The organism is Plantactinospora sp. WMMC1484, from assembly GCF_049315195.1.
GTDB lineage: Bacteria > Actinomycetota > Actinomycetes > Mycobacteriales > Micromonosporaceae > Plantactinospora.
On record NZ_CP186055.1, the window covers coordinates 5,356,972 to 5,380,384 of the forward strand.

The following is a 23,413-nucleotide window of genomic DNA, read 5'->3' on the forward strand; positions in this document are numbered from 1 at the left end:
GGGACCGGTTCCGGCGTCCGGACCACCCCGAACTCCGGACCGTCGCCCGCCTCCGTCCGCCACGGCGCTTCCGTTCGCCACGGCGGACGGGTTTACCAGGACGACCGCGGGGAAGGTTGACCGCCATGGACGCGCAGCCGACCGGCGGAAGCCCGCAGGCGACCGGCGGAGACGCGCAGGCGACCGGCGGACCGGTGACTCCACGTGGTGGCACGGGCTCAGGGCTCCGGGTGGTGGTGGTCGGCGCGACCGGCAACGTCGGCACGAGTCTCGTCGAGTCGCTGGGCCGTGAACCGGCGGTCGGCACGATCGTCGGTGTGGCGCGGCGGCCACCCCGCTGGCGACCTCCGAAGACCGAGTGGGTCGAGGCGGACATCGTCGCCTCGGACCTCGTCGAGATCTTCGACGGCGCCGACGTCGTGGTGCACCTCGCCTGGCTCTTCCAGCCCACGCACCGACCGCTGACCACCTGGCGGGTCAACGCCGTGGGCGGTCGGCGGGTCTTCGCCGCCACCGCCCGGGCCGACGTGCCGGCCCTGGTCTACGCCTCGTCGGTCGGGGCGTACTCGCCGGGGCCGAAGGACCGCCCGGTCGACGAGAGCTGGCCGACGGACGGCTGGCCGACCGCCGGGTACACCCGGGAGAAGGCATACCTGGAACGGGCCCTCGACGCCTTTGAGCGGCGGCACCCGGCGACCCGGGTGGTGCGGCTGCGCCCCGGTTTCATTTTCAAGCAGGAATCGGCCAGTCAGCAGCGGCGGCTCTTCACCGGACCGCTGCTGCCGGGTCGCCTCGTCCGGCCGGGGATCGTGCCGGTGCTGCCCGACCTGCCGGGACTGCGGTTCCAGGCCCTGCACTCCGCCGACGCGGCCGAGGCGTACCGGCTGGCGGTGCTCCGCGACGTGCGCGGCGCGTTCAACGTGGCCGCCGGGCCGGTCGTCGACGGCGGGCTGCTCGCCGACATCCTGCGGGCCCGGCTCGTACGGCTACCCGCCGCTCCGGTACGGGCCGCGCTGGCCGCAGCCTGGCACCTCCACCTGGTCCCGGCCTCGCCGCAGCTCTTCGACGCGGTGCTCCGGCTCCCGATCATGGACACCACCCGGGCCAGGACCGAGCTGGGCTGGACTCCCCGGCACAGCGCCCGGGAGGCGATCGAGGACTTCCTCCGAGGGCTGCGCACGACCGGCGGGATGCCGACCGCCCCCCTGACACCCCGGCTCAGCGGTGGCCGGCTCGCCGAGGCGGGTACCGGCGTCGGCCAGCGCCCCTGAGCACCGCGTCGACAACCTCCTGAACACCGCGTCGGCGAGCGACCCGCGTTGGCGGCATCCCGGTCAGACCCGGGTGAGCCGCACCGCGTCGGCGATGACGTAGCCGGTGCCGCTGGTCCACCGGCTCACTCCGACCCGGTCGCCGTCCCCGGCGGGCAGGGTGAAGACGCCCAGTGACACCCACCGACCGCCGCTCGCGCGCTGGTTCACCCGTACGGTCTGGTTACCGGTGGTGGTGGCGACGACGAACGGGGTGGAGTCGTTGTAGTCCGGGTTGGCCGCGTACCAGACCGAGACCTCGTAGCTGGCGGTCTGCGGAATGTTCACCCGCCACCAGGCGACGTCGCTGGCCAGGACCGGATCCGCGAAGCGGTAGTCGGCGCCGTGCCGCTGGTCCGAGTAGGCCGACGTTCCCCAGTTCGCGCTGGCGGTGAATCGGCCGGCGGTGTCGTTGTCGACAATGCTGCTCCAGGCCGGCGGCGGCTCGGCACTGCCGGCGGCGACGTCGAGGTAGTTGCGGTCGATCCGGATCTGCACGCCGCCCCAGGTCTCGTAGACGTCACCGGCGTACTGGTGCAGCCGCTGGTGGTCGGCCCAGTACTCGGCCGGGGCGTACGGCCCGGCGTCGGTGTCCGCCACCCCGTTCCACCATGCGAACCAGAGGTGGTCGACCGGGGTGTACGCGGGGTCGTGGTAGGCACTGGCGACATCGGCGATCCCGGACGACCCGCTGGAGTACATGCCGGAGAGGTAGCCGAGCGCGTGCAGCCGCTCCGTCCAGCCGGAGAGGAACGAGAGCACGGCCGCCCTGCACGTGGGGTTCGACGGGTAGTGCTCGATGTCGTTGTAGATGGCGCTGCCGGCGGGGATGCCGAGGGCCTGGGCCGAACCCACCGCGTTCGTCGCGGCGGTCGCGCCCTGGGCCCGCGCGGTGGCCTGGTTGCTGGAGATCAGCAGGGTGTAACGGGTGGAGCAGGGCGCCTGCCGGCCGAGTTCGATGGGGATCAGCCGCCAGCCGTTCGCCGTCTGGTTGCTGACCCAGTTGGCGGTCAGGTTGGGCTGGGCGCACGAGCGGTTGGCACCGCTGATGTAGATCCCGACCGCCCGGTACGGCGAGCTGGCCCGCCAGGCGTTCATCGCCGACTGGGACGGTGCGGTGCAGGTGTCGAATCCCCGGCCGAGGTAGGTGCCTGGCTGCGGGCCGGCCGCCGCCAGCGGCGCCGCCGGACCCTGTGCGCGCGGCGCGGGCTCGGCCGCGGCTGGCGGCGGTTCCCCGACCGCGGCCCCGGCTCTGGGCAGGGCCGACGACGACGGCGACGCGTCCGGGCCGAGGGTGGCGGTGTCGAGGATGCGCCGGACGAGCGGCTCGGTCAGCGGCGTGTGCACCGCCGTGACGAGTACACCCGCGTCCCGGACCGCGACCTGGATGGCGTCGTCACGCGAGACCGGGACGGAGACCCTCGCCGCCCCGGGCGCCGTGCTGGCGGTCTGCGGCGTGTGCCGGGGCGCCGAGGCGGCGTCGAACGGCTCGACCAGCAGGCCTGCGGTGCGCCCGACCAACCTGGCCGGGCATTCGGCCTGGTCGCCGGGGTATCCGAGGTAAATCGTGGGCCGGTCGAACCGGAGGCACGCGTGTGGCCGGGCGGTCAGCTCGACGACCTGCCAGTTCGCCGGAATCCGCAGCCGGTAGCCCCGGTAGCTGACCGTGCGGTCAACTCCCGCGACGTCGCCCGCGACCTCCGTCCGGGCCGGCACGGTGGCGTCGGTCGCCTCGGTGGCGGCCCCGGCCGGACCGGCCGGCACGACCGCCATGCCTGTCCCGACCAGCACGGCCGCCAGGCCGGTCAGGCCCGCCACGATCCTTCTCATCCGATCCTCCCGGAGGAAATTTGCAGTCGACGGTCCTAGTTGGAAGATTCCTACCAGATATCGACATCCACCGGTAGCACCTCCAGACATCCACCGAGGGACCATCCACCGGTGGAAGCAGACGGACAGACGGAAGTCGTAATCAGCAGCTGGCGGTCAGGGCAGCCCAGTCCGCGCGATCGTTGTAGCCACCGTCGCCCGCGTCCCCGACCAGCAGGTCGAGCACCCGTACGCCGGTCAGGTCGACGTCGATCCGGCCGGTGTCGTCACGGGTCAGCACTCCGCTGTCGTACCGGAGCTGGCCGTCACCGATCACCTGGAAGGTCGCCGTCGCCCCCTCGGGCCCGACGTTGCGGACCGCGTCGTCCAGCCCGACGACCCCGGTCAGGCGGGTGCATCCACCGCCGACGTAATAGCGGATCACCGACGGCGAGGCAACACCGATCCCCGTGGGGTAGACCTGGCCGAGCAGGCTGATCGGCGAGCCGCCGCCGACACTGAGGTCGGCGGTCGGACTCATCCAGCCGCTGGTGGCGCTGACCCAGTCGTGGTGCGAGAGGACCACCTCGCCCTCGGGCGACGCCGGAGCGACCGTCACCGTCGAGACCGTCACCTGCCGCTGGCGCCCGTGTCCGGGCGGTTCATAGCTGGTGGTGGCGGTCAGTGCCGCGTCGCCCGGGGCGGCCCCGCCCGGCAGTGTCACCGCGAAGGCGAGGGTGGCCGAGCGGCCCCCGGCGATCAGCAGCGGCGAACGGCCCAGCGCCCGGACCTGCCAGCCGGCGGGAGCGGCCAGTCCGGCCCGGGGCACCAGCACCGGCAGCAGCCCGTCGTTGCGGACGGCCACCTCGACCCGGGCCTCGTCACCGCCGGCCAGCACCGGCGCGAACCCGTCCGGGACAGGAGTGCCACCGACCGAGGTCAGCTGCGGAAGCCCGGCGGTCACGTGCGGCGCCCCGGGCAGTCCACGAGCCGGGCCGACCCGGAAGAGCGCGGCCCCGTGCGCGGGCACCGCCGCGCTGATCGTGCCGGTGCTCTCGGTGACCCGGTCGGTCCAGGCGTTCTCGACGGTGAGTCTGCGGCCGGAGAGGCCGAACGACGAGGCCCTGGTGCTCAGGATCCGACCGGACTCGCCCCGGTTGAGCAGCACGACCGCCCGGTCGCCGTCGGCCAGCCGCTTCACCCAGGTCTCGGTGGTGCCGGCCGGACCGACCCGGACGGCCTGGATCCCGGCCGGGTCCTGGTTGATCGCCAGGACCTCGGGGTCGGTGAGGATGTCGACCGAGGTCCGGGAGAGCTCGCGGACGTCGCTGGCGATCACCAGCGGCGCGGCCGCGACCGCCCATAGGGTCATCTGGGTGCGGAACTCCTCGTCGGTCATCCCGAGCTCCGGGCCGAGATAGTCCGGGTCGTTGACGTGCCCCGGCCCGGCGGCCTCCGGATGCCGGGCGTTGGCGTCGTAGTTGCGGAGCACGTCCTTGAACTTGATCTCACCGACGAAGCCCACGTCGGTGTAGGTCCGCCAGGACTGCGCGATCGCCGGGGCGTAGCTCCAGGAGTACGTCGACTGCTGCTCCTCCGGATAGTTCCCCCAGTCGGGCGAGGTGACCGGGTTGCAGAGGTTGAAGATCATCGGGCGCCCGCTCGCGTTGTTCCGCAGCGCCTGGGCGAACTCCGTGTAGACGGTCTTCGGGTCGAGGTCGGCGGCGATGCCGCAGAGGAAGTCCACCTTGACCGCGTCGAACTCCCAGGCGGCGAACTGGTCGGCATCCCGCTGGTAGTAGCCGTGACTGCCCAGCCCGCACCTGCCCGGGATGTACGGTCCGGCGTCCGTGTAGATGCCGGCCCGCAGGCCCCTGCCGTGGATGTGGTCCACCAGCGGCTTCAACCCGTTGGGGAACCGGCTCCGGTCGGGCCGCAGGTCACCGGCGGCGGTACGCGGCTCCGGATCCTGCCAGCCGCCGTCGAGCCAGACGATGTCGTATCCGGCCTCGGCCAGGCCGCGCTCGACCAGGGCGTCGGCCACCTGCTTCACCGACTCCTCGGAGAACTCACCGCCGAGCCCGTAGTAGGTGTTCCAGCCCTGGTAGGGGGTTGCGCCGAGCGGCTGCCCGGCGGCGGCACCGTACGCCTGCCCGGCGCCAACGGCGCTGACCGGTTCGCCGGCGGCAGCGGCGGCGGGTGGCGGTGCGGCCAACAGGCCGGCGATGAGGGCGAACAGGCCGACGAACGCGTGTCGTCTCACGTCGTTTCCTTCGCTGTGCGGGGGTGGGGGTGGGGGTGGATCAGGCGCGCCGGAGGACGACGAGTTCCGCGTCGTGGTCGACGGTCCACCGGACCGGCAGACCCACCGTCGTGAGGTGGCTGCCGGAGTAGCGCCGGGTGTCGTGTCGATAGCTGGTTGCCGGGTCGAGGCCGGCCAGCGGGAGCCGGACCGGGCGGGACGGCAGCACGCCGGGGCCGTCGAGCCGGCCGGTGTGCCAGGCGAGCACCACGACGGTGTCGCCGTCCGGTGCGGTGTACTGGACCGCGCAGCGGGCCTGGTCCGGCCCGCCGACCAGGTGCACGGTGCCGTGCGTGACGACGTCCCGGATCTCCTTGTACCTGGCGACCCAGCCGGCCGCCTCGGCGCGCTGCTCCGGCGTCCAGTGCCGGATGTCGGCCCCGATGCCGAGCACGCCGGCCATGGCCAGGACGAAGCGGAAGGCCAGTGATCGGGGACGCGGGTCGAAGAACCCCGGCGAGTCGGTGACCCAGGAACTGAGCAGGTGCGGGGCGTTGGCGTGCAGGAAGCCGTGCTGGATGGCGAGCCGGTCCAGCGGGCCCGTGTTGTCGCTGGGCCAGAAGACGTCGGCCCGGGCGGCCATGCCGAGGTCGGTCCGCGCCCCGCCACCGGCACATGCCTCGAGCAGCACGTGCGGATGGTCGCGGCGCAGCGCCTCGTAGATCCGGTGCAGGTTCGCCACGTGCGCGCCGTCCAGGTCGGCCCGGCCGGTCGCGCCGGTCGCCGCCGGCCAGTCCCGGCCCGCCTCGGTACGCGGCCGGTTGAAGTCCCACTTCAGATAGCCGATGTCGTGGCGGTGCAGCAGCCCGTCCACCGTGGAGTGGACGAACTCGGCCACCTCGGGCCGCCCGAGATCCAGCAGGTACTGGTTGCGGATCGGGGTAAGCGGCCGCCCTCGCAGCTGGTAGACCCAGTCCGGGTGCGCGGCGTAGAGCGCCGAGCGTGGGTTGACACACTCCGGTTCGACCCAGAGCCCGAAGGTCAGCCCGAGCTCGCGTACCTGCCGGACGAAGGCGTCGAAGCCGGCCGGGAACTTCGCCGGGTCCGGGGCCCAGTCGCCCAGGCCACCGGTGTCGTCGTCGCGGCCGACGAACCAGCCGTCGTCGACGACGAACGTCTCCACGCCGAGCTCCGCCGCGATTCGGGCCAGCGCGAGCTGGTTCTCCGCGTCGACGGCGAAGTAGGTCGCCTCCCAGGAGTTGTAGAGCACCGGGCGGGGCGTGAGCCGCTCCCCGGCGAGCCGGCGCTGGTAGTCGTGCCAGACCCGGGCCAGCCCGCCCAGCCCGTCCGGGCTGTAGGCACCGGCCACCGCCGGCAGCGCGATCCGGCCGCCGGGCGGCAGGTCGAGGGGGCCGTCGGCGAGGCGCCGGCCGGTGCGTACCCGGGTCAGCCCGCCGGTGTCCCGGGTCGCGGAGATCTCCCAGGAGCCGGTCCAGTCCAGCGCCAACCCCCAGGTCGAACCCGCCGGCTCGGCCCGGTCCCGCACGGCCAGCCACGGCAGGTACGCGTGCCCCGGCACCCCCTGGCTGCTGCCGACGGTGAACTCACCGTGCCCGAGCTCGACCGAGTCGAGCTGGAACTCCTGCGCCCACTGGCCCCACTGGTAGCTGACCGTCGCGCCGTGCGGCGTCGGTACGCAGAATCCGGCGGAGCCTGCGCGGTGCAGACGCAGCGGCTCCGTCCCGGTGTTGGTCAGCTCGACCCACCGCCGCACCACCTCGGTGCCGGCCGGAATCTCGTATCCGACGTCGACGCGCAGCCCGGTCACCCGGTCGGCGAAGGCCACCACCAGCCGGGACGGTCCAGCCTGCGCCCCGGCGAACTCGACGTCGATCCGACGGTCTCCCCCGGCCGTCTCCACCACCAGGTCGGCGCCGCTGAAGGGCCGGGCGGCGTCGGTGGCGTACTCGACCGGCGCGGCGTCGCCGGCGGTGAGAAACGGGACCGGGCCGGCGTACTCCACCGGGGAGGGTCCCTCGCCGACGCCGTGCGGTCCCCAGGCGACGAGTTCGAGCCAGCGGCCGTGTGCGGGGACGGCCACGACGTATTCGGTCCGGGCGCCGCGCAACGTCCACCGTCGCGGCTCGGCGGCCGGACCCGGGGCCTGTCCGGTGGGCGGTTCCGGGACCTGCCTGTCGGTCGGGTCGGGGGTCGGGTCGGTCACTTGACGGCTCCGATCGCGAGGCCGGACACGAAGTGCCGCTGGAAGCGGAGGAAGACCAGGACGGTCGGGACCGCCGCGATGACCGTGCCGGCGGCGATGACGTTCCAGGAGGAGACGAACTGGCCCTGCAGGGCGAGCAGCGCCGGGGTGACCGGCATCCGGTCGTCGGTGCGGAGCACCGTGATCGCCCAGAGCAGGTCGTTGAAGATCCAGGTGAAGGAGAGCGCCCCGAGCGCGGCGAGCGCCGGCCGGGTCAGTGGCAGGATGACCCGGGCGAAGATCTGCCCCGGCCCGGCGCCGTCGATCACCGCCGCCTCCTGGATCTCGCCCGGCAGGTCCCGCATGAACCCGTGCAGCACGAAGGTGTAGAAGCCGAGCCCGAAGCCGACCTGGACGGCGATGAGCGCCCAGAGGGTGTCGTAGAGGCCGGTCAGCTCGCTGAACTTGCTCACCGGGATGAGCAGGATCTGCGGCGGCAGCAGGTTGCCGGCGAGCATCAGCAGCAGGATGGTGCGCCGGCCGGGGATCCGGAACCGGGCGAGCGCGAAGGCCGCGGCCGCAGCCAGTGCCAGGCTGAGCAGCACCGACGGTACGGTGACCAGCATGCTGTTGATCAGCGCCCGCAGCTCACCGCCGTCGGTCCAGGCCTGCCGGTAGGTCTCCAGGGTGAACGAGCGGGGCAGGCTGCCCACCCCGTTGGCGGCGATGTCGTCGAAGCTGCGTAGCGACATGCTGACGACCCAGGCGATCGGGCCGAGCCAGAGGAGTGCCACCAGGCTCATCCCGAGGTGGAAGCCGCCGGTGCGGAGTCTGCGGATCATGTCTCCTCCTCGCGGAAGGCCCGGACGAGGTAACCGAGGATGACCGCCAGCGCCAGCACGAAGATCACGACGGCGATCGCGGAGCCGTAGCCGAGCCGGAGGCTCTGGAAAGCGGTCGAGTACATGTACGTGCTGAGCAGCTCGGAGGAGTGGTACGGCCCGCCCCGGGTGAGCGCCCAGACGATGTCGAACGAGCGCAGCGAGTCGATGACGATGACCGAGAGCACCACCGCGTTGACCCCGCGCAGTTGCGGGACCGTCACGTGCCACAGCCGCTGCCAGCCGTTGGCGCCGTCCGTCCGGGCCGCCTCGTGCAGCGCCGGGTCGATCGCCTTGAGGCCGGCGAGGTAGAGCACCATGACGTACCCGATCTGCCGCCACAGGGCGGGGAGGATGACCGCGTAGAGCGCGGTCTCCGGGTCGGCCAGCCAGGGCCGGACCAGCTCGCCCAGCCCGACCGCCCGGAGGAGTTGGTCGGCGAGGCCGTCGGGCTGGTAGAAGACCCGCCAGACCAGGCCGGTGACGACAAGCGAGAAGACCACCGGGGTGAAGAGGGCGGCGCGGTAGAAGCCGATCCCCCGGCGCTCCTTCTGCAGCAGCAGCGCCATGCCGAAGCCGCCGAGCACCGAGAGCCCGCCGAAGAGCACCAGCCAGATAACGGTGTTGAGCAGGGCTCCCCGGAAGACCGAGTCGCCGGCCAGCTCGGCGTAGTTGGCGAAGCCGACGAACCGGGGTGGTTCGAGCCCGTCCCAGCGGGTCAGCGAGAAGTAGAAGCCCTGTAGAGCCGGCCAGAAGACCCAGATGCTCTCTATCGCGAAGGGCACGAGGACGAAGGCCGCCAGCAGCGGCGACAGGCGTCGGGCCGGTCGCCGCCGCGGGCGGGTCTGGACCGGTGGCCGCCGCTGGCGGCTCTCGGCCGGTGCGGTCGCGGTCATCAGGCCTTGAAGACCTTCTCGGCGTTCGCCTGCCACTCGCGCAGGATCGCGTCGACCTGGTCGGGTTTGTCCATGAACTTGGTAAGCGCCGTGTCGGCGGTCGGCTGGAGCGCGTCGCTGGAGTCGCGGTTGAAGAACTGGGTCAGCTCCGCCGCGCTCTCCAGCATCGCCTTGCCCTTGGCGACCAGCGGCGAGTCGGCGGCCTTCGCTCCGGGGTTGGCCGGCAGCACGATGCCGGAGCTGCTCGCGATGTACGCCTCCTGCGCCTCGACCGAGGCCAGGTAGCCCAGCAGCGCCCTGGTGGCGGTCGGGTTCCGCGTCCTGGCGCTGGCGAAGAAGCCGTCGGTGGGGCCCTCCTCGGCCACCGGCACCGCCGGGTCGATGATCGGGAACTGGAAGAAGTCGAGGTCGCCGAGGGCGTCCTTGGGCGCCGCGTCGGCGAAGAAGGTGCCGATCAGGAACATGCCGGTCTTGCCGCCCAGCAGCGCGGTGGTCGCCTCCTGGAACGGGTACGCCTTGCCCTTCGGGTCGAAGTACGGCAGCACCTCGCGCCACCGGTCGAAGACCGCCTTCACCTTCGGGTCGTCGAAGCGCTGCCTGCCGGCGAGGAGTTCCCGGTGGAACGGGGCACCGTTGATCCGGATGTTGAGGTAGTCGAACCAGGCCGACGCCACCCACGGGGTGTCGCCGAGCCCGATGCCGATCGGCGGGATGCCCTTGCCCTGCAGGGTCCGGCAGAGCGCGACGAAGTCGGCCCAGGTCTTCGGCTCCCGCACGCCCCACCTGGCGAAGTTGGACCTGCGGTAGAAGAAGCCCCACCAGTAGTTGGTCATCGGCACGAAGACCTGCCTGCCGGAGGCGTCGGTGGAGATGGTGCGCAGCGCCTCGGGATAGTCGGTCAGGCCCGACCAGATGTCGGAGACGTCGAGCAGCAGGCCCTTGCCGGCGTAGTCGTTGGCGACCGAGCCGGCGTACCAGGTGTAGAGGTCCGGCGGGTTCGCCGAGGTCAGGTAGGTCGGCAGTTGGGTGCGGTAGGTCTCCGAGGCGATGGTGTTGAGGGTCGCGGTGCCCCTGCCCTGCTTGTTGAAGCTCTCGATCACCTTCTCCATCGCGGCCTTCGCCTGCGGCGAGGAGAGGTTGGACTGCAGGGTGATCGGGCCGTCGCTGCCGCCACCGCCGGAGGTGCCGGCGGAGCTGGCGCAGCCGACCAGCCCGCTCGCGCCGAGCGCGCCGAGGCCGGCGAGCCCGAGCTGGCCGAGGAATCTGCGACGACCCGGGTCGAAGTCGCTCACGCGGTCTGTCCCTTCCTGATCGACCCGGCGCTGGTCGGGTCGCGGTGTGTCAATCCGGTTAACGCTGTGATCCAGAAGGTTGCATCCGAGGGTCGCGGCTGTCAAGATTTCTTCGTAATTAATGTTTTGATCTCGGGAGTCCGGCGGATGGCTGATCAGCAGGCACGGCGACTGGACGGCAGGGTCGCCCTGGTCACGGGGGCGTTCGGCGGGATCGGCGCGGCCACCGCCCGGCGGCTCGCCGCCGAGGGCGCGGCGGTGGGGCTGCTCGACGTACGCTCACCGGACGCGGTCGCCGAGCAGATCCGGGCGGCCGGCGGGCGGGCGTGCCCGATCGTCGCCGACGTCTCCGACGAGGCCGACTGGGCGCGGGCGGCCCGGACCCTGCGCGAGCGCTTCGGCCCGGTGCAGATCCTGGTCAGCAACGCCTACGTCAGCGAGGTGGCCCCGGCACACGAGACCAGCCGGCACTCCTGGGACCGGCAGCTCGCGGTCAGCCTCACCGGCGGCTTCCTCGGGCTCCGGGCCTGCCTGCCGGACCTGCGGTCCGGTGGCGGCGCGGTCGTGCTGGTCTCCTCGGTGCACGCGCTGGTCGGGCTCCCCGGACACCCCGCCTACGCGGCGGCCAAGGGCGGGCTGGTCGCGCTGGGCCGCCAGCTCGCCGTCGAGTACGGTCCCGAGGTCCGGGTCAACACCGTGCTGCCGGGCCCGATCCGCACCGCCGCGTGGGACCGGGTCTCCGAAATGGACCGGCGGCGCAGCGTCGCCGAGACTGTCGCCGGGCGCTTCGGCGCCCCGGACGAGGTGGCGGCGGCGATCGCCTTCCTCGCCTCGCCGGACGCCAGCTACGTCACCGGCACCACCCTGGTGGTGGACGGCGGCTGGACCGCGGTGAAAGCCTCGGCCTGACCGGGCGGACCCTCGGCCCGGCCCATCGACATCGAGCGAAGAAAGCACGGAGAGCATTGGGACAGTACGCACGCCGCGGCGTTCACGGCCAGACCGTCGAGGTCATCGCCCGGCGCATCCTCGCCGGCGAGATCGCCGAGGGTGCCACCCTGAACCTGACCGCGCTCCAGGAGGAGCTCGACGTCAGCCTCACCGCGCTGCGCGAGGCGCTCAAGGTCCTCACCGCCAAGGGGATCGTCGACGCCCGGCAGAAGCGGGGCACCTTCGTCCGACCTCGGACGGACTGGCACCTGCTCGACGGCGACGTGATCCGCTGGCAGTTCGCCGGCGGCGCCGGACAACACCTGCTCGACCAGCTGCACGAGGTCCGGACCATCGTGGAGCCCGCCGCCGCCCGGTTCGCCGCCGCGCGGGCCACCGAGACCGACCTGGCCGACCTCGACCGGGCGCTGGCCGGGATGGCCGCGGCGACCGATCCGGTCGCGGCGGTCCGGGCCGACCTGGCGTTCCACCGCGCGCTGCTCGCCGCCACCCACAACGAGCTGCTGGAGCGGATGGAGGTGGTGATGGAGACCGGGTTGGCCGAGCGGGACCGTCTGGTGCACGGTGCCGGCCAGGACGATCCGGTGCCGAGCCACCGCGCGGTGGTGGAGGCGATCCGCCGGGGCGACGCCGAGGGCGCGGAGCACGCCATGCGGCAACTGCTGGAGAAGGCCGTCCGGGACGTCCAGAAGGTACGCCGGCAGCGGCCGGGCGTCGAACGATGAACGGCACAGAGAGAGGCGGCCAGTGAAGATCGACCGGATCGAGACGTTCCTCGTCCCACCCCGTTGGCTCTTCTGTCGGGTGGAGACCGACGAAGGGCTCGTCGGCTGGGGCGAGCCGGTCGTGGAGGGCCGGGCCGAGGTGGTACGGGCCACCGTCGAGGTGCTCTCGGAATATCTGCTCGGCGAGGACCCGCTCCGGATCGAGCAGCACTGGCAGGTGCTCTCCAAGGGCGGCTTCTACCGGGGCGGCCCGGTGCTCTCCAGCGCCGTCGCCGGCATCGACCAGGCGCTCTGGGACATCGCCGGGCAGGCGTACGGCGCACCGGTGCACGCCCTGCTCGGCGGCCCGGTCCGGGACCGGGTACGCGTCTACTCCTGGATCGGCGGCGACGAGCCCGGCGAACTCGCCGACGCCGCCGCCGCGCAGGTCGAGGCGGGAATGACAGCGGTCAAGATGAACGCCTCCGGCCGGCTCGGCGCGATCCCGAGCGCCGCCGAGGTGTCCGCCGTCGTCCGCCGGGTCGGCTCGGTCCGGCAGGTGCTCGGCGACGAGCGGGACGTCGCGGTCGACTTCCACGGCCGGGCGAGCGCGGCGGCGGCCCGCCGGATCCTGCCGGAGCTCGCCCCGCTGCGGCCGCTCTTCGTCGAGGAGCCGGTGCTGCCCGAGCACCAGCAGCAGCTCGCCGGCATCGTCGCCGCCTCGCCGGTGCCGATCGCCACCGGTGAGCGGCTCTTCGCCCGGCACGAGTTCCTGGCGCCGCTGCGCGCGGGCGTGGCGGTGGTGCAGCCCGACCTCTCGCACGCCGGAGGCATCTCAGAGGTGCGCCGGATCGCCGCCCAGGCCGAGACGTACGGCGCGGTGCTGGCCCCGCACTGCCCGCTGGGGCCGATCTCGCTCGCCGCGAGCCTCCAGGTCGCCTTCGCCACCCCGAACTTCCTGATCCAGGAGCAGAGCATCGGCATCCACTACCACTCCGGGTCCGAGTTGCTCGACTACGTGCTGGACCGGGAGCCGTTCCGTTTCGTGGACGGGCACCTGCGTCGGCCGGAGGCACCCGGGCTCGGCATCACCGTCGACGAGTCGGCCGTACGCGCCGCGGCCCGGACCGGACATGCCTGGCGCAACCCCGTCTGGCAACACGCCGACGGCTCCTTCGCCGAATGGTGAGCGCGGCACACGGGCCGGGCGCCGGAAAGCCGGCGGTCGACGGGCCGGATACCGGCGTACCGGCAGTGGGCGTGTCGGAGACCGGCGGGACGTCTGTCGGCGTGCCCTTGCGGGTGGTCGTCGACCACCGGCACGGCGGACGGTGGACCAGCCTGCGCGGCGGCGGACGCGAGTGGCTCTGGCGTGGCGCCGCCGGCGGACGCGACGACGTGGTCCCGGGTTACGCCTTCGTCGACGCCGGTGGTCTGGAGGAGTGCCTGCCGACCGTCCGGGGCACTCCCGACCACGGTGACGCCTGGTCCCGCCCGTGGCGACCGATCGGCCCGGCGAGCGCGGTGGCCTGCGTGGCGATCCGGCAGCGCATCGCCGTGGTCGACTGCCCCGACTTCAGCCTCGAACGGCGGATCACCGACGAGGCCGGTGCGGTCGTGGTCCGGTACCGGCTGCGGGCCGAGCCGGGCTACCGGTTCGTCTGGGCGGCGCACGCGCTGCTCGACCTCTCCCCCGCCGCCCGGCTGGTCGCGCCGGCGGGCACACCCACCCGGCTCTACCCGGAGGCCGCCGCCCTGCTGACCGCCGGCACCTGGCCACCCGGGGCGCGGTGGCACACGGCCGACTGGCCCGAGCCGGCCGGGCTGGCACTGCACCGGCTCGGCCCGGACGACGGCACCGCGCTCGGCGCCGTCCTGGTCGGCTGTGCGGACGTCCGGGTGGTCGACGGGCCCGACGTGCTACGGCTGCGCCTGGAGTCACCGGGCCAGCCCCGATCCACCGGCCTCTGGCGCAACCTGGGTGGCTGGCCGGAGACGGCGCCGTACCGCAGCATCGGGGTCGAACCGATGCTCGGCGCGGTCTTCGACCTGGCCGAGGCGGGCGGTACCGACGTCGGCGATCGTGACGCGGCGACGGTTCCGGCCGGCGGTGAGGTCGAGTGGCAGCTCACCGTCACCGCCGAGCGCACCCGCTGAGCCGTCGCCCGCAGGCCGACCGGGCTGGCGCGGACGTTGGTCAGAGCGTGGATCACCACCGGGTCGCATGTATCGCCTGGAACAACGCGATCCACTGCTCCGGCCAGACGTACCCGACCAGGGTGTCGGCCGGCACCCGGTTCGCCCGCAGCGCGGCGTCGACCCGCCGGGCGGGATAGTCGCGCTGCAACGAGGCGCGCAGCGACCCGCCGACCCCGCCGAAGCCCAGCGCCACGAACCGCTGGTAGCCAGCGAGTTGCGACGCCGGCAGCAGGGGCACCGGCCGGCGTTCCAGCCGCAGGATGCCGGAGTCGACCCGGGGCACCGGGCGGAACCGCTCCCGGGGGATCCGGCCGGCCAGGCGCCAGTGCAGCCACGGCCAGGTCTGCACCGTCCGCAGCGTCCACCGGCCGTAGTCGCCGCAGCGCTTGCGGGCGTACTCGAGCTGGGTGACCAGGGTCGCGGTGCGCAGTCCCGGCGCGTCCAGGCACCAGTTCACGATCCGGCTGGTCGAGGCGTACGGGATGTTGCCGATTACCGCGAAGGGCTCGGCCGGCGGCCGGGACGCGACGAAGTCACCCTGCACGATCCGGACGGCCGGCTCGGCCCGGAACTCGTCGTCGAGCCGGACGGCCAGTTCCGGATCGATCTCGTACCCGACGACCCGCCGGCAGCGCCCGGCCAGTTCCCTGGTCAACGCCCCCTGGCCGGCTCCGACCTCCAGGACCAGCCCGGCCGGATCCGGGCGGGCCGCCGTGATGATCTGCGCGATCGTCCGCTCGTCGCGGAGGAAGTTCTGCCCGAGCACCCGGCGCGACCGGTCCTGCCCGGTACGCGGCGCCGTGCGGGCATGCGGTTGGTTCTCTCGACTCGAATGGTGATGCGGCACAGCCGTGTCCTCCCGCCCGGAAGCTCCGGGCCGGTTGGTGGGACAGGCGGCAGCAGCGTCGGGCACGGCCTGTCCCGGATCGGTCAGGACTCGGATGACCCTGGGCGTGCGGGGAGGGCGACGGCGCGTGTGCCCGTGTCACCGACACGGACCCGACGACCACCGTTACCGGCGACGACGCGGCGCACGCGTCGTGCGGGCAGGGTGGTGGAGGTCACGGCGCGGGGCGCCGCCGGAGGGAGACGGGCGTTCGGCGGCGCACCGCGTCAGCAGGCGCCGGCGGTCGAACGGTGAATGCTCCCGTGCTCAGCCGGCCAGGGCCGAATGCCCGGTCCGGTGGCGGAGCAGTAGCTGGATCGCCCAGTCGGCGGTGCACGTCCCGGTCAGGGACCCGCGGATCAGGGCGTGGAAGGTGCCGGACACCCAGCCACTGTAGCTCAGTGTGTGGGGACCGGATCAACCGGTTTTCGGCTCTGCCCTGCCACCATCCGGTGCAGCACGTCCGGGTAGCCGGGCCTGGCGAACCACCAGCCCTGGGCGTGGTCGCAGCCCATCGCGCGGAGCAACCGGGCCTGCTCCGCGGTCTCCACACCCTCCGCCGTCACCGTCAGGTTGAGCCCGTGGGCGAGCACGATCACGCTTGCCACTCCCCGTCCGGCGCGAACCCGCCGGTGCCAGATGGCCCGCCTGGTGCCCGTACCGGTTTCCAGAGCCGACAGCGTACCTACCGGAGCAGCGTTGGCGTACCCGCAGACATCGACACACGCGGTGGCCGTTACCGGCCCCGGGCCCCGGTGGTCGCTTCGCCGACGACCCGTCCCGCCGCCGACCTGCCGCGACACTCCGCGAGGGCGAAGTGATCACGATCCCCGGCCGGCGTTAAGGTACCCGGATGGAAAAGCCCACCGTGGGTCTGGTCGACGGTCCGCCGCCGACCGACCTTGTCATCGAGGACATCACGATCGGGACGGGCCAGGAGGTCCAGTCGGGCCAATGGGCCGTGGTGCACTACGTCGGAGTCTCGTTCGACACCGGCGACGAGTTCGACGCGTCGTGGAACCGCGGCTCACCGTTCAGCTTTCCGGTGGGTGGCGGCAAGGTCATCGAGGGTTGGGACCGGGGCGTACTCGGGATGCGGGTCGGCGGCCGGCGCAAGCTCGTGATCCCGCCGCAGCTCGGCTACGGCAACCAGGGCGCCGGCAACGTGATCAAGCCCGGCGCGACGCTCGTCTTCGTCGTCGACCTGGTCGACGTCAAATTCTGATTCCCGACGTCACGTCCTGATCCCGGCCCGGCCTACGGCATGCCAGCCCACGGGCCCCGGCCGCCGCGCGGCGGCCGGGGCCCGCGAGAGGTCATCGGCGGCGGCATCGGAAGATCACCACCAGCACCAAAAGATAATCATAGATATTGACGGCGCTTGTTCGGCGCGGACAGAATCGCGGCACCCGTGATCCCTCTGGGAGGCGCCATGACCCGTCCCCGCCTGCCGTTCCTCCGGGTAGCCACCCGGCTGGCCGCAACCCTCGCGGCCGTCACCGGCATGCTGCTCGCCACCACCCCACCCGCCAGCGCCGCCGTGCCCAGTGGACGCTATGTCGCGCTGGGCGACTCCTACACCGCCGGCCCGTTGATCCCCTCGCAGGTCGACCTGAACTGCCTGCGCTCCAACCGCAACTACCCGTCCCTCGTCGCCGGCTCCGCAAACTCCTCGTCCTTCGCCGACGTGAGCTGCTCCGGCGCCACCACCAACGACATCCTGAACAGCGGCAGCGGACAGCTCGGCATCACGGTGCCGCCGCAGCTCAACGCGGTGACCTCGGGTACCGCCCTGGTCACCGTCCAGATCGGCGGCAACGACATCGGTTTCTCCAGCATCATGACCACCTGCGCGGAGGACAGCCTGAGCAGCCCGCTCGGCTCGCCGTGCAAGGACAGGTACACCGCCGGGGGCAGCGACCAGCTGCGGGCGAGGATCGACGCCACCGCGCCGAAGGTGACCGCCGTGCTGCAGGCGGTCCGGGCGGCCGCCCCGAACGCGCGCGTCGTGGTGCTCGGGTACCCGGCGATCCTGCCCGACACCGGCAACGGCTGCTGGCCGGTGGTGCCGATCGCGTACCAGGACGTGCCGTACCTGCGCGGCGTCCAGAAGTCGCTGAACGCGATGCTCGCCGGTGTCGCGGCCGCCAACAACGCCGGCTACGCCGACGTCTACACCCCGTCGATCGGTCACGACGCCTGCAAGAGCAAGAGCACCCGGTGGGTCGAGGGGCTGGTCCCGCAGAACGCCGCCGCGCCGTTCCACCCGAACGCCGCAGGCGAGCAGGGCATGGCCAGTGCCCTGCTGGCCAGACTGAACGGCTGACCTGCACCGGTACGACAACGGTCCCGTTCCCGGCGCGGGGCGGGCAGGACGCGTCGAGTCGCGCCCGCCCGCCCCGCGCCGGGAGGCGACGAGGAGTCGGGGCGGTCCCGGTCGGTCAGAAGCCCAACGCGGTCCGGCCGCCCACCACGGGCAGGGTCAGTGCGCTCGACGCCGGTGCCACGCTCAGCCGGGTGCCGGGCAGCGGCAGCAGGGTGTAGTCCTGGTCACTGGAGAAGATCACCAGGCCGAGCCGGTGCCCGGCACGGAAGATGTAGTCCTTCGGCTCCATGCTCCAGCGGTAGTCGTACATCCGCCCCGGCCGGACCGGCCGGCCGTACGCCTCGCTGGTCCGGTTCTGCGGGTCCAGCCAGCCGCGGGTCACCACGACCGGGGAACCGGTGGCACCCGCCGGGCCGTAGTCCACGAGGTATCCGGTCAGGTTCGCGGCCGTCCGGTTGTCGATCGAGAGCCGCACCCGCAGCTCCGGCCGCCCCGAGATCCGTACGTCCCGGCGCAGCTCCCGGGAGGTGTAGACCAGCCGGTGCGGGCTGGCGGTCCCCGGCTCGCCCACGAGCTGGTTCGGGGTGTAGTCCCGACCCGCGTCGACCAGGCTCTGGATCGCCCGGCCGCGCCATCCGGAGCCGACCAGGGCACCCGGTGCCGCAGGATCGGCCGCGGAGAGCCCCAGCGACACCTTCCGGGCGGCCGGATCCGGCCAGTCCCGGTAGGTGGTGTAGGCGCGGTCCTCCCGCTGCAGCACCACCCTCGGCTCGGCCATGACGTCGTTGTCGACGCCCCAGAGCCAGTAGTCGAACCAGCGGTTCTCGGTCTGCTTGTAGGTCCAGCTCCGCCCGTCCGGCAGGGTCACCGTGGCGGCGCTGCCCGGACCGCCGTGACCACCCTGGTGCAGCCAGAGCTTGCGCGGTACGCCGTACCGGTCGAGCTGGTCCCACCAGTCGGCGAACTGACCGGTCTTGACATTCCAGTCGTTGAGCCCGTGCACGACGAAGACACTGGCCCGGACCTTCCGCACCCCGGGCAGGTAGTCCCGCTCCCGCCAGAACCGGGTGTAGTCGCCGGTGCCCCGGTCCTGCTCCTCGGCGATCTCGGCGATCTCGGCGGCACAGTCCTCCGCCGAGCGGTCGCGGCCGGCGGTGTACATCGTCAGGATGTCGGCGTCCTCGCCCTGGAAGCCGCCGGGCGCCACCACCAGACCGTTGGCGCGGTAGTAGTCGTACCAGTTGCTGATCGCCGAGACCGGCACGATCGTCCGGAGCCCGGGTACCCCGGTGGTCGCCACCATGTTCGGCAGGGTCCCGTTGTAGGAGACGCCGGTCATCCCGACCGCTCCGGTGGTCCAGCCGGCCCGCACCGGCGTGCCGCTGGCGTCGTACGCCCGGGCCCGGCCGCCCAGCCAGTCGATGATCGCCCTGGTGCCGAGCGTCTCGGCCGAGTCGCCGGTGGTCGGGCAACCGTCGGAGTCGCCGGTGCCGACGCTCTGCCCCAGCACCACCGCGTAACCCCGCGGCACGTAGTAGTCGTCGAGCTGGCCGGGCAGGTTGGCCTTTGCCCGCAGGATCCCCGGTCCGTCGGCCCGCCGGGCGGACGAGTGCCCGGAGGAGGAACCCTGCGGCAGCTCGTCGACGAGCACGCTCGGATAGGGCACGTCGCTCCAGGTGTCCTTCCGGTACGGCGAGTGTTCCAGGATCACCGGCACCCGCAGCCCCGCGGTCTCGGTCTCACGGGGCCGGGAGATGTCCGCCACGACCCGGTCACGCCGGCCGTCGTGATCGGTGTCGAGCGGAGTCTCCACCCACACCCGTTCCTCGACCGCCTCTTCCAGCGAGAAGACCGGCTGGGTCATCCCGTCCCGCACGACGATGCCGGGCGGCGGCGCATCCGGGGCAGCCTGGGCGGGCAGCGGCGCCGCGACCAGGGCCAGCCCGACGACGTACGCACCGAGGATCCTTCCGGGACCTGCTGATGGCATGTGGTTGCTCCTCTCGACCGTCCTCGATCCTAGATAGATCACCCAGGAACGTCGATTGCCGAGCCGCTTCCCACGTCACGGTCGGATCGCGTCCACCGTGCGGCCACCGGCCGGCGGGTATTCGTTGTGGTCGACCTCGGCGACGACGTGCGGTGTACCGGTCATCCGCACCCTCCCTCCGCTCCTGCGGCAGGTGGGAAGGGCAGTACCGCGACGGCGACGTTGTCGTGCCCACCCGCCTGCACCGCGAACCTGGTCAGATCCTGTGCGATCGCGATCGGCGTGCCGCCGCCCGGTCCCGGTACGCGCGCGGCCAGCGCCGCCGCATTCGGCAGGTAGTGGGAGAGCCCGTCCGAGCAGATCACCAGCCGCCCCGGCCGAGCCGGCCGGAACGTCACCACCTGCGGATCGGCGGCGCCGGAGTCCGCGCCGAGCCACCGGAGGAGCGCCTTGGAGGTCGGATCCTGTTCGGCGCCGGGTGGCACCGGTCGGCCCGCCCGGATCTGGCCGACCACCGAGTCGTCCACGGTCAGGCAGACCGCCTCGTGCACGGCACCGTCCGGGCCGAGCCAGTAGGCCCGGCTGTCGCCGATCCAGCCGACCGTGACCGATCCGGCGGTGACCACGCCGGCGACGAAGGTGCAGCTCGGCGGCACCTGCCCGTCGCCCGGCGCTGCGGTCGCCCGGGCCGCTCCGGCTGCGGCCCGGCCTGCCGCCACGATGGCTTGGGGTCCGGTCGCCCCACCCGCCAGGCCGGAGAGCGTCGCCGTCAGGCCCGACTCGGCAGCGGCGTGCGCGGCGAGGTCGGCGCGGAGCGAGGTCGACACCCCGTCACAGATGACCGCCGCGATCGTCCGTCCGAGGCGGCCCACCGTGACCGCGTCCTCGTTGCGCCGCCGCCGGGCCCGGTCGGTCACCCCGGCGACCGCTCCCAGGTCCAGGTCGGCACGGTCGCGCCCGAGCGAGGACCGCCGCCCGCAGTGAGCACAGTGCCCGGAACCACCGTCGGGAGGGGCGCCGCATTCCGGACAGGGTCGGCCGACCGCGCGCGACGAGAGCCACGGCCCGGGCGGCGGCGCGGGCTGACGGGGCCAGCCGGACGCGCCGCCGGGTGGACCGGGCCGTGAACCGGATGGGCCGGGCCGGGCATCGGGCGGTGCCGGCCATGGATGCCCGGTCACCTCCCCCAGCGGGACCCGCTGAAGCTTCCTACCGCAGACCTCGCAGTACCGGTGCTTGGGATCGTCGGGTGCGCCGTGTTCCGGGCAGGGCTTGGGCATGCTGCCGGCGCTGCCGGCCTCGGCGGCGGTCACACCAGTGTCCTCGGCCGGACGGCGTTCGCGTGGTCGACCAGCGCGATCCGCAGCTCCGGATCCCGGGAGAGCTGCGCCAGCGTGCGGTAGGTCCGCTCCAGCCCGAAGCGCAGGCCGCGCTCGGAGAGCTCGTGTCCCAGCACCCGTCCCCGGCCGGTGGCACCCGGCCGGCTCCGCACCCAGGCGAGCGCCACCTCCAACACCTCGATGGTGAGCCGGGTCTGGCGCTCGACGTCCAGCCCGAGTCGTTCGAGCCGGGCGGAGGCCCGCAGCAGATCGTCCGCCGCCCCGGTCGCGCTCAGTCCGGGCAGACTCGCCCGGACGGCGGCGACCTGTGCCGCCACGTGCTGGCTCGAACTCTCCGGCACCTGGTCCAGCACGGCGAGCGCGCCGGCACGGTCGCCGACCAGGAAGCGGATCCGGGCCAGGCCGAAGGCCGCGCTCAGGTAGCCGTGGTCGGCGCGCCACACCCGGTCGTACAACCGGGTTGCCAGTTCCCGGTCACCGGTGCACTCGGCGCTCACCGCCAGTGCCAACCTGGCCGCCGGCTCGCCCGGCAGCGCGTCGTACACCGTGTCGAAGGCGACCCGGGCCTCGGCCGGCCGGTTCCCGGTCAGCGCCGCCAGCCCCCGGTACCAGTTGACCCGCCAGTCGCACGGGTCGGCAGCGGCCAGCCGGTTAAGGTCCGCGCCGGCTCCGGCCAGGTCGCCCGCCTCGATCCGGGCCCGGACCAGCCGCAGCGCCACCTCCACGCTGCGGACCGGTGCGGCGGCAAGCTGCCGGACCAGCTCCGTCGGATCGGTCGTGCCGAGCGAGGCGAGGAAGCCGGCACCCGGGTCGAGGATGTCGACCTGCGGCAGTGGCAACGCGGCGGCGACCACCGGCGGTGCCGGGGCCAGCGCGCCGGGCCGGACCTCCCCGGTACGCCGGAGCTGGCCCGCCACGGCCGGGGTGACCTCGCCGGCCTCGGTGCCGAAGGCGCGTCGCTCCGGCGTGAACTGGCGGGACACCACCGGCCGGGGAACCCCGTCCGCGGCCGAGAGCACCTCGCGCAACACGCCGAGAAGCTGCTCGCTCATCTCGGCAGCGCTGGAGAACCGCCGGTCCGGATCGGGATGGGTGGCCCGGCGCAGCAGCCGGTGGTACGACATCTCGGCGGCGAGCAGCGGTGCGTCGGCCGGCTCGGGCAGGCGGTTGGCGTAGGTGGTCGTGAAGCCGCGGAAGTCGAGGCTCAACACCGCCAGTGCCCTGCCGACGGTGTAGATGTCGGAGGCGATCGAGGGGCCGCGCGTGCCGACCTCCGGGGCCTGGTAGCCGGGGGTGCCGAAGATGGCGCTGGCCATGTCGTCGACGTGGCGTACGGCGCCGAGGTCGATGAGTTTGAGCTGTTCCTCGGCGTGGATGACGTTGTCCGGCTTGAAGTCGCAGAAGAGCAGGTTGTGGTCGTGCAGGTAGTCGAGGGCCGGCAGGATCTCCACGCCGTAGGCGATCACCTCCGGCAGCGGCAGGGCCCGCTGGCCGGTGTCCCGCCGCCGGGTCAGCAGCATGTCCCGCAGGGAGTGGCCGCCGACGTACTCCATGACGATGTAGCCGACCGGTGTGCCGGTACGCGGATCGGGGTGCTCCACGAAGTCGTGGATCTTGACGATGTTGGGATGGTCCAGCTCGACCAGGAAGCGGCGCTCGGCGACGGCGGAGGCCATGGCGTCCGTGTCCGAGGTGTTGATCAGTCCCTTGAGGACCACCCAGCGGTCGCTGACCGTGTCGCTGACGTTGCGGTCCCGGGCGAGATAGATCCAGCCGAGCCCGCCGTAGGCGAGCGCGCCGAGAATCTCGTACCGCCCGTTGATCACATCGCCGGCACCGAGTCTGGGCAGGAACGAGAACTGCGTGCCGCAGTGCGGGCAGAAGCCCTCGGCCCGCCCGGGCCGGTCGTCCCGTCCCCGGCCCACCGGATTATCGCAGCGCACGCAGAACCGTCGCGACTCCGCGACCCTGGGCTCGGCCATCACCGCCGCTGCCGGGTCACGCAGCGGCACCCGGGCGATCTCGACCAGACCGGCGCCGAGTCCACCCCGGGCCGCGCTCCGGGACCGGGCGGAACCCCGTGAGCCGGAACTCGAGCTGCCCCGGCTCGGCACCGTGCCGCCCCCGGTCGACGCCGACTCCCGGCCGCTCGAATGGGTTGCCGGGCTGGTGGGCGCGCCGGCACCGGACGGAGTAGTGGTGTGGGGCCCGACCGCCGGTGCGGCCGGCGCCCGACGGCCGCACTCGTCGCAGTGGCCGTCGGGCAGGTAGGAGCCTGGACAGCCGGGCCGCAGGCAGCGGGTGCTCATCGTACGGCTCCCTTCTTCGTGCCGTGCGCACGACGCTCGGGCACGCGGCGGGAGCCCGTGGCGACGGCCGGCGGA

17 protein-coding genes and 1 pseudogene are annotated in these 23,413 nt (G+C 73.0%); 7 read left to right on the forward strand and 11 right to left on the reverse strand.

Annotated features, from left to right (window positions below):
• Positions 1-125: 125 nt before the first annotated feature.
• Entirely contained in the window at positions 126-1,271 is a 1,146-nt protein-coding gene (locus ACN28C_RS23305; RefSeq protein WP_422769653.1) for an NAD-dependent epimerase/dehydratase family protein, read from the forward strand.
• Between the two features lie 63 nt (positions 1,272-1,334).
• Here ACN28C_RS23305 and ACN28C_RS23310 read toward each other — a convergent pair whose 3' ends face one another.
• From ACN28C_RS23310 to ACN28C_RS23335, 6 genes are all read right to left on the reverse strand, one after another.
• Positions 1,335-3,140: a glycoside hydrolase domain-containing protein gene (locus ACN28C_RS23310; protein WP_422769654.1), complete on the reverse strand. Its 1,806-nt coding sequence runs from the start codon at positions 3,138-3,140 to the stop codon at positions 1,335-1,337.
• Positions 3,141-3,282: 142 nt separating this feature from the next.
• Positions 3,283-5,382 carry an NPCBM/NEW2 domain-containing protein gene (locus tag ACN28C_RS23315; RefSeq protein ID WP_422769655.1) on the reverse strand — a complete coding sequence of 700 codons (2,100 nt, stop codon included), beginning with the start codon at positions 5,380-5,382 and terminating at the stop codon, positions 3,283-3,285.
• A gap of 40 nt (positions 5,383-5,422) precedes the next feature.
• A complete protein-coding gene (locus tag ACN28C_RS23320) occupies positions 5,423-7,585 on the reverse strand; it encodes an alpha-galactosidase (protein WP_422769656.1) in 2,163 nt (720 codons plus the stop codon).
• Positions 7,582-8,406 carry a carbohydrate ABC transporter permease gene (locus tag ACN28C_RS23325; protein ID WP_422769657.1) on the reverse strand — a complete coding sequence of 275 codons (825 nt, stop codon included), beginning with the start codon at positions 8,404-8,406 and terminating at the stop codon, positions 7,582-7,584. Before ACN28C_RS23325 ends, ACN28C_RS23320 begins: the two co-directional genes overlap by 4 nt.
• Entirely contained in the window at positions 8,403-9,341 is a 939-nt protein-coding gene (locus tag ACN28C_RS23330) for a carbohydrate ABC transporter permease (protein ID WP_422769658.1), read from the reverse strand. The genes ACN28C_RS23325 and ACN28C_RS23330 overlap by 4 nt, the downstream gene beginning before the upstream one ends.
• Positions 9,341-10,633, reverse strand: coding sequence for an ABC transporter substrate-binding protein (locus ACN28C_RS23335; protein WP_422769659.1), 1,293 nt, complete (start codon positions 10,631-10,633; stop codon positions 9,341-9,343). The genes ACN28C_RS23330 and ACN28C_RS23335 overlap by 1 nt, the downstream gene beginning before the upstream one ends.
• A 147-nt stretch (positions 10,634-10,780) precedes the next feature.
• Between ACN28C_RS23335 and ACN28C_RS23340 the strand changes: the two genes are divergently transcribed.
• Genes ACN28C_RS23340 through ACN28C_RS23355 form a run of 4 tightly spaced genes read left to right on the forward strand, consistent with a single transcriptional unit; the run spans position 10,781 to position 14,445 of the window.
• On the forward strand, positions 10,781-11,542 hold the full coding sequence (locus tag ACN28C_RS23340) for an SDR family NAD(P)-dependent oxidoreductase (RefSeq protein WP_422769660.1): 762 nt from the start codon (positions 10,781-10,783) through the stop codon (positions 11,540-11,542).
• A gap of 56 nt (positions 11,543-11,598) precedes the next feature.
• A complete protein-coding gene (locus tag ACN28C_RS23345; protein ID WP_422769661.1) occupies positions 11,599-12,309 on the forward strand; it encodes a FadR/GntR family transcriptional regulator in 711 nt (236 codons plus the stop codon).
• A 22-nt stretch (positions 12,310-12,331) separates the two neighbouring features.
• On the forward strand, positions 12,332-13,477 hold the full coding sequence (dgoD, locus tag ACN28C_RS23350; protein WP_422769662.1) for a galactonate dehydratase: 1,146 nt from the start codon (positions 12,332-12,334) through the stop codon (positions 13,475-13,477).
• A complete protein-coding gene (locus ACN28C_RS23355) occupies positions 13,471-14,445 on the forward strand; it encodes a hypothetical protein (protein WP_422769663.1) in 975 nt (324 codons plus the stop codon). Before dgoD ends, ACN28C_RS23355 begins: the two co-directional genes overlap by 7 nt.
• Positions 14,446-14,497: 52 nt before the next feature.
• Here ACN28C_RS23355 and erm read toward each other — a convergent pair whose 3' ends face one another.
• Both erm and ACN28C_RS23365 read right to left on the reverse strand, forming a co-directional pair.
• Positions 14,498-15,253, reverse strand: coding sequence for an ErmE/ErmH/ErmO/ErmR family 23S rRNA (adenine(2058)-N(6))-methyltransferase (gene erm / locus ACN28C_RS23360; RefSeq protein ID WP_422774782.1), 756 nt, complete (start codon positions 15,251-15,253; stop codon positions 14,498-14,500).
• A 518-nt stretch (positions 15,254-15,771) separates the two neighbouring features.
• Positions 15,772-15,987 (reverse strand): annotated as a pseudogene (locus tag ACN28C_RS23365) (EAL domain-containing protein); the annotation flags it as partial.
• 239 nt (positions 15,988-16,226) lie between these two features.
• Here ACN28C_RS23365 and ACN28C_RS23370 point away from each other — a divergent pair.
• Both ACN28C_RS23370 and ACN28C_RS23375 read left to right on the forward strand, forming a co-directional pair.
• Entirely contained in the window at positions 16,227-16,598 is a 372-nt protein-coding gene (locus tag ACN28C_RS23370) for an FKBP-type peptidyl-prolyl cis-trans isomerase (RefSeq protein WP_422769664.1), read from the forward strand.
• A 207-nt stretch (positions 16,599-16,805) separates the two neighbouring features.
• Positions 16,806-17,699 (forward strand): SGNH/GDSL hydrolase family protein, encoded by an 894-nt coding sequence (locus ACN28C_RS23375; RefSeq protein ID WP_422769665.1) that lies wholly within the window; start codon positions 16,806-16,808, stop codon positions 17,697-17,699.
• Between the two features lie 115 nt (positions 17,700-17,814).
• Here ACN28C_RS23375 and ACN28C_RS23380 read toward each other — a convergent pair whose 3' ends face one another.
• The 3 genes from ACN28C_RS23380 to ACN28C_RS23390 form a co-directional block, all read right to left on the reverse strand.
• Entirely contained in the window at positions 17,815-19,689 is a 1,875-nt protein-coding gene (locus ACN28C_RS23380) for a Xaa-Pro dipeptidyl-peptidase (RefSeq protein WP_422769666.1), read from the reverse strand.
• A 161-nt stretch (positions 19,690-19,850) separates the two neighbouring features.
• Positions 19,851-20,606 carry a PP2C family protein-serine/threonine phosphatase gene (locus ACN28C_RS23385; protein ID WP_422769667.1) on the reverse strand — a complete coding sequence of 252 codons (756 nt, stop codon included), beginning with the start codon at positions 20,604-20,606 and terminating at the stop codon, positions 19,851-19,853.
• Between the two features lie 392 nt (positions 20,607-20,998).
• Positions 20,999-23,338: a tetratricopeptide repeat protein gene (locus tag ACN28C_RS23390; protein ID WP_422769668.1), complete on the reverse strand. Its 2,340-nt coding sequence runs from the start codon at positions 23,336-23,338 to the stop codon at positions 20,999-21,001.
• Positions 23,339-23,413 lie beyond the last annotated feature (75 nt).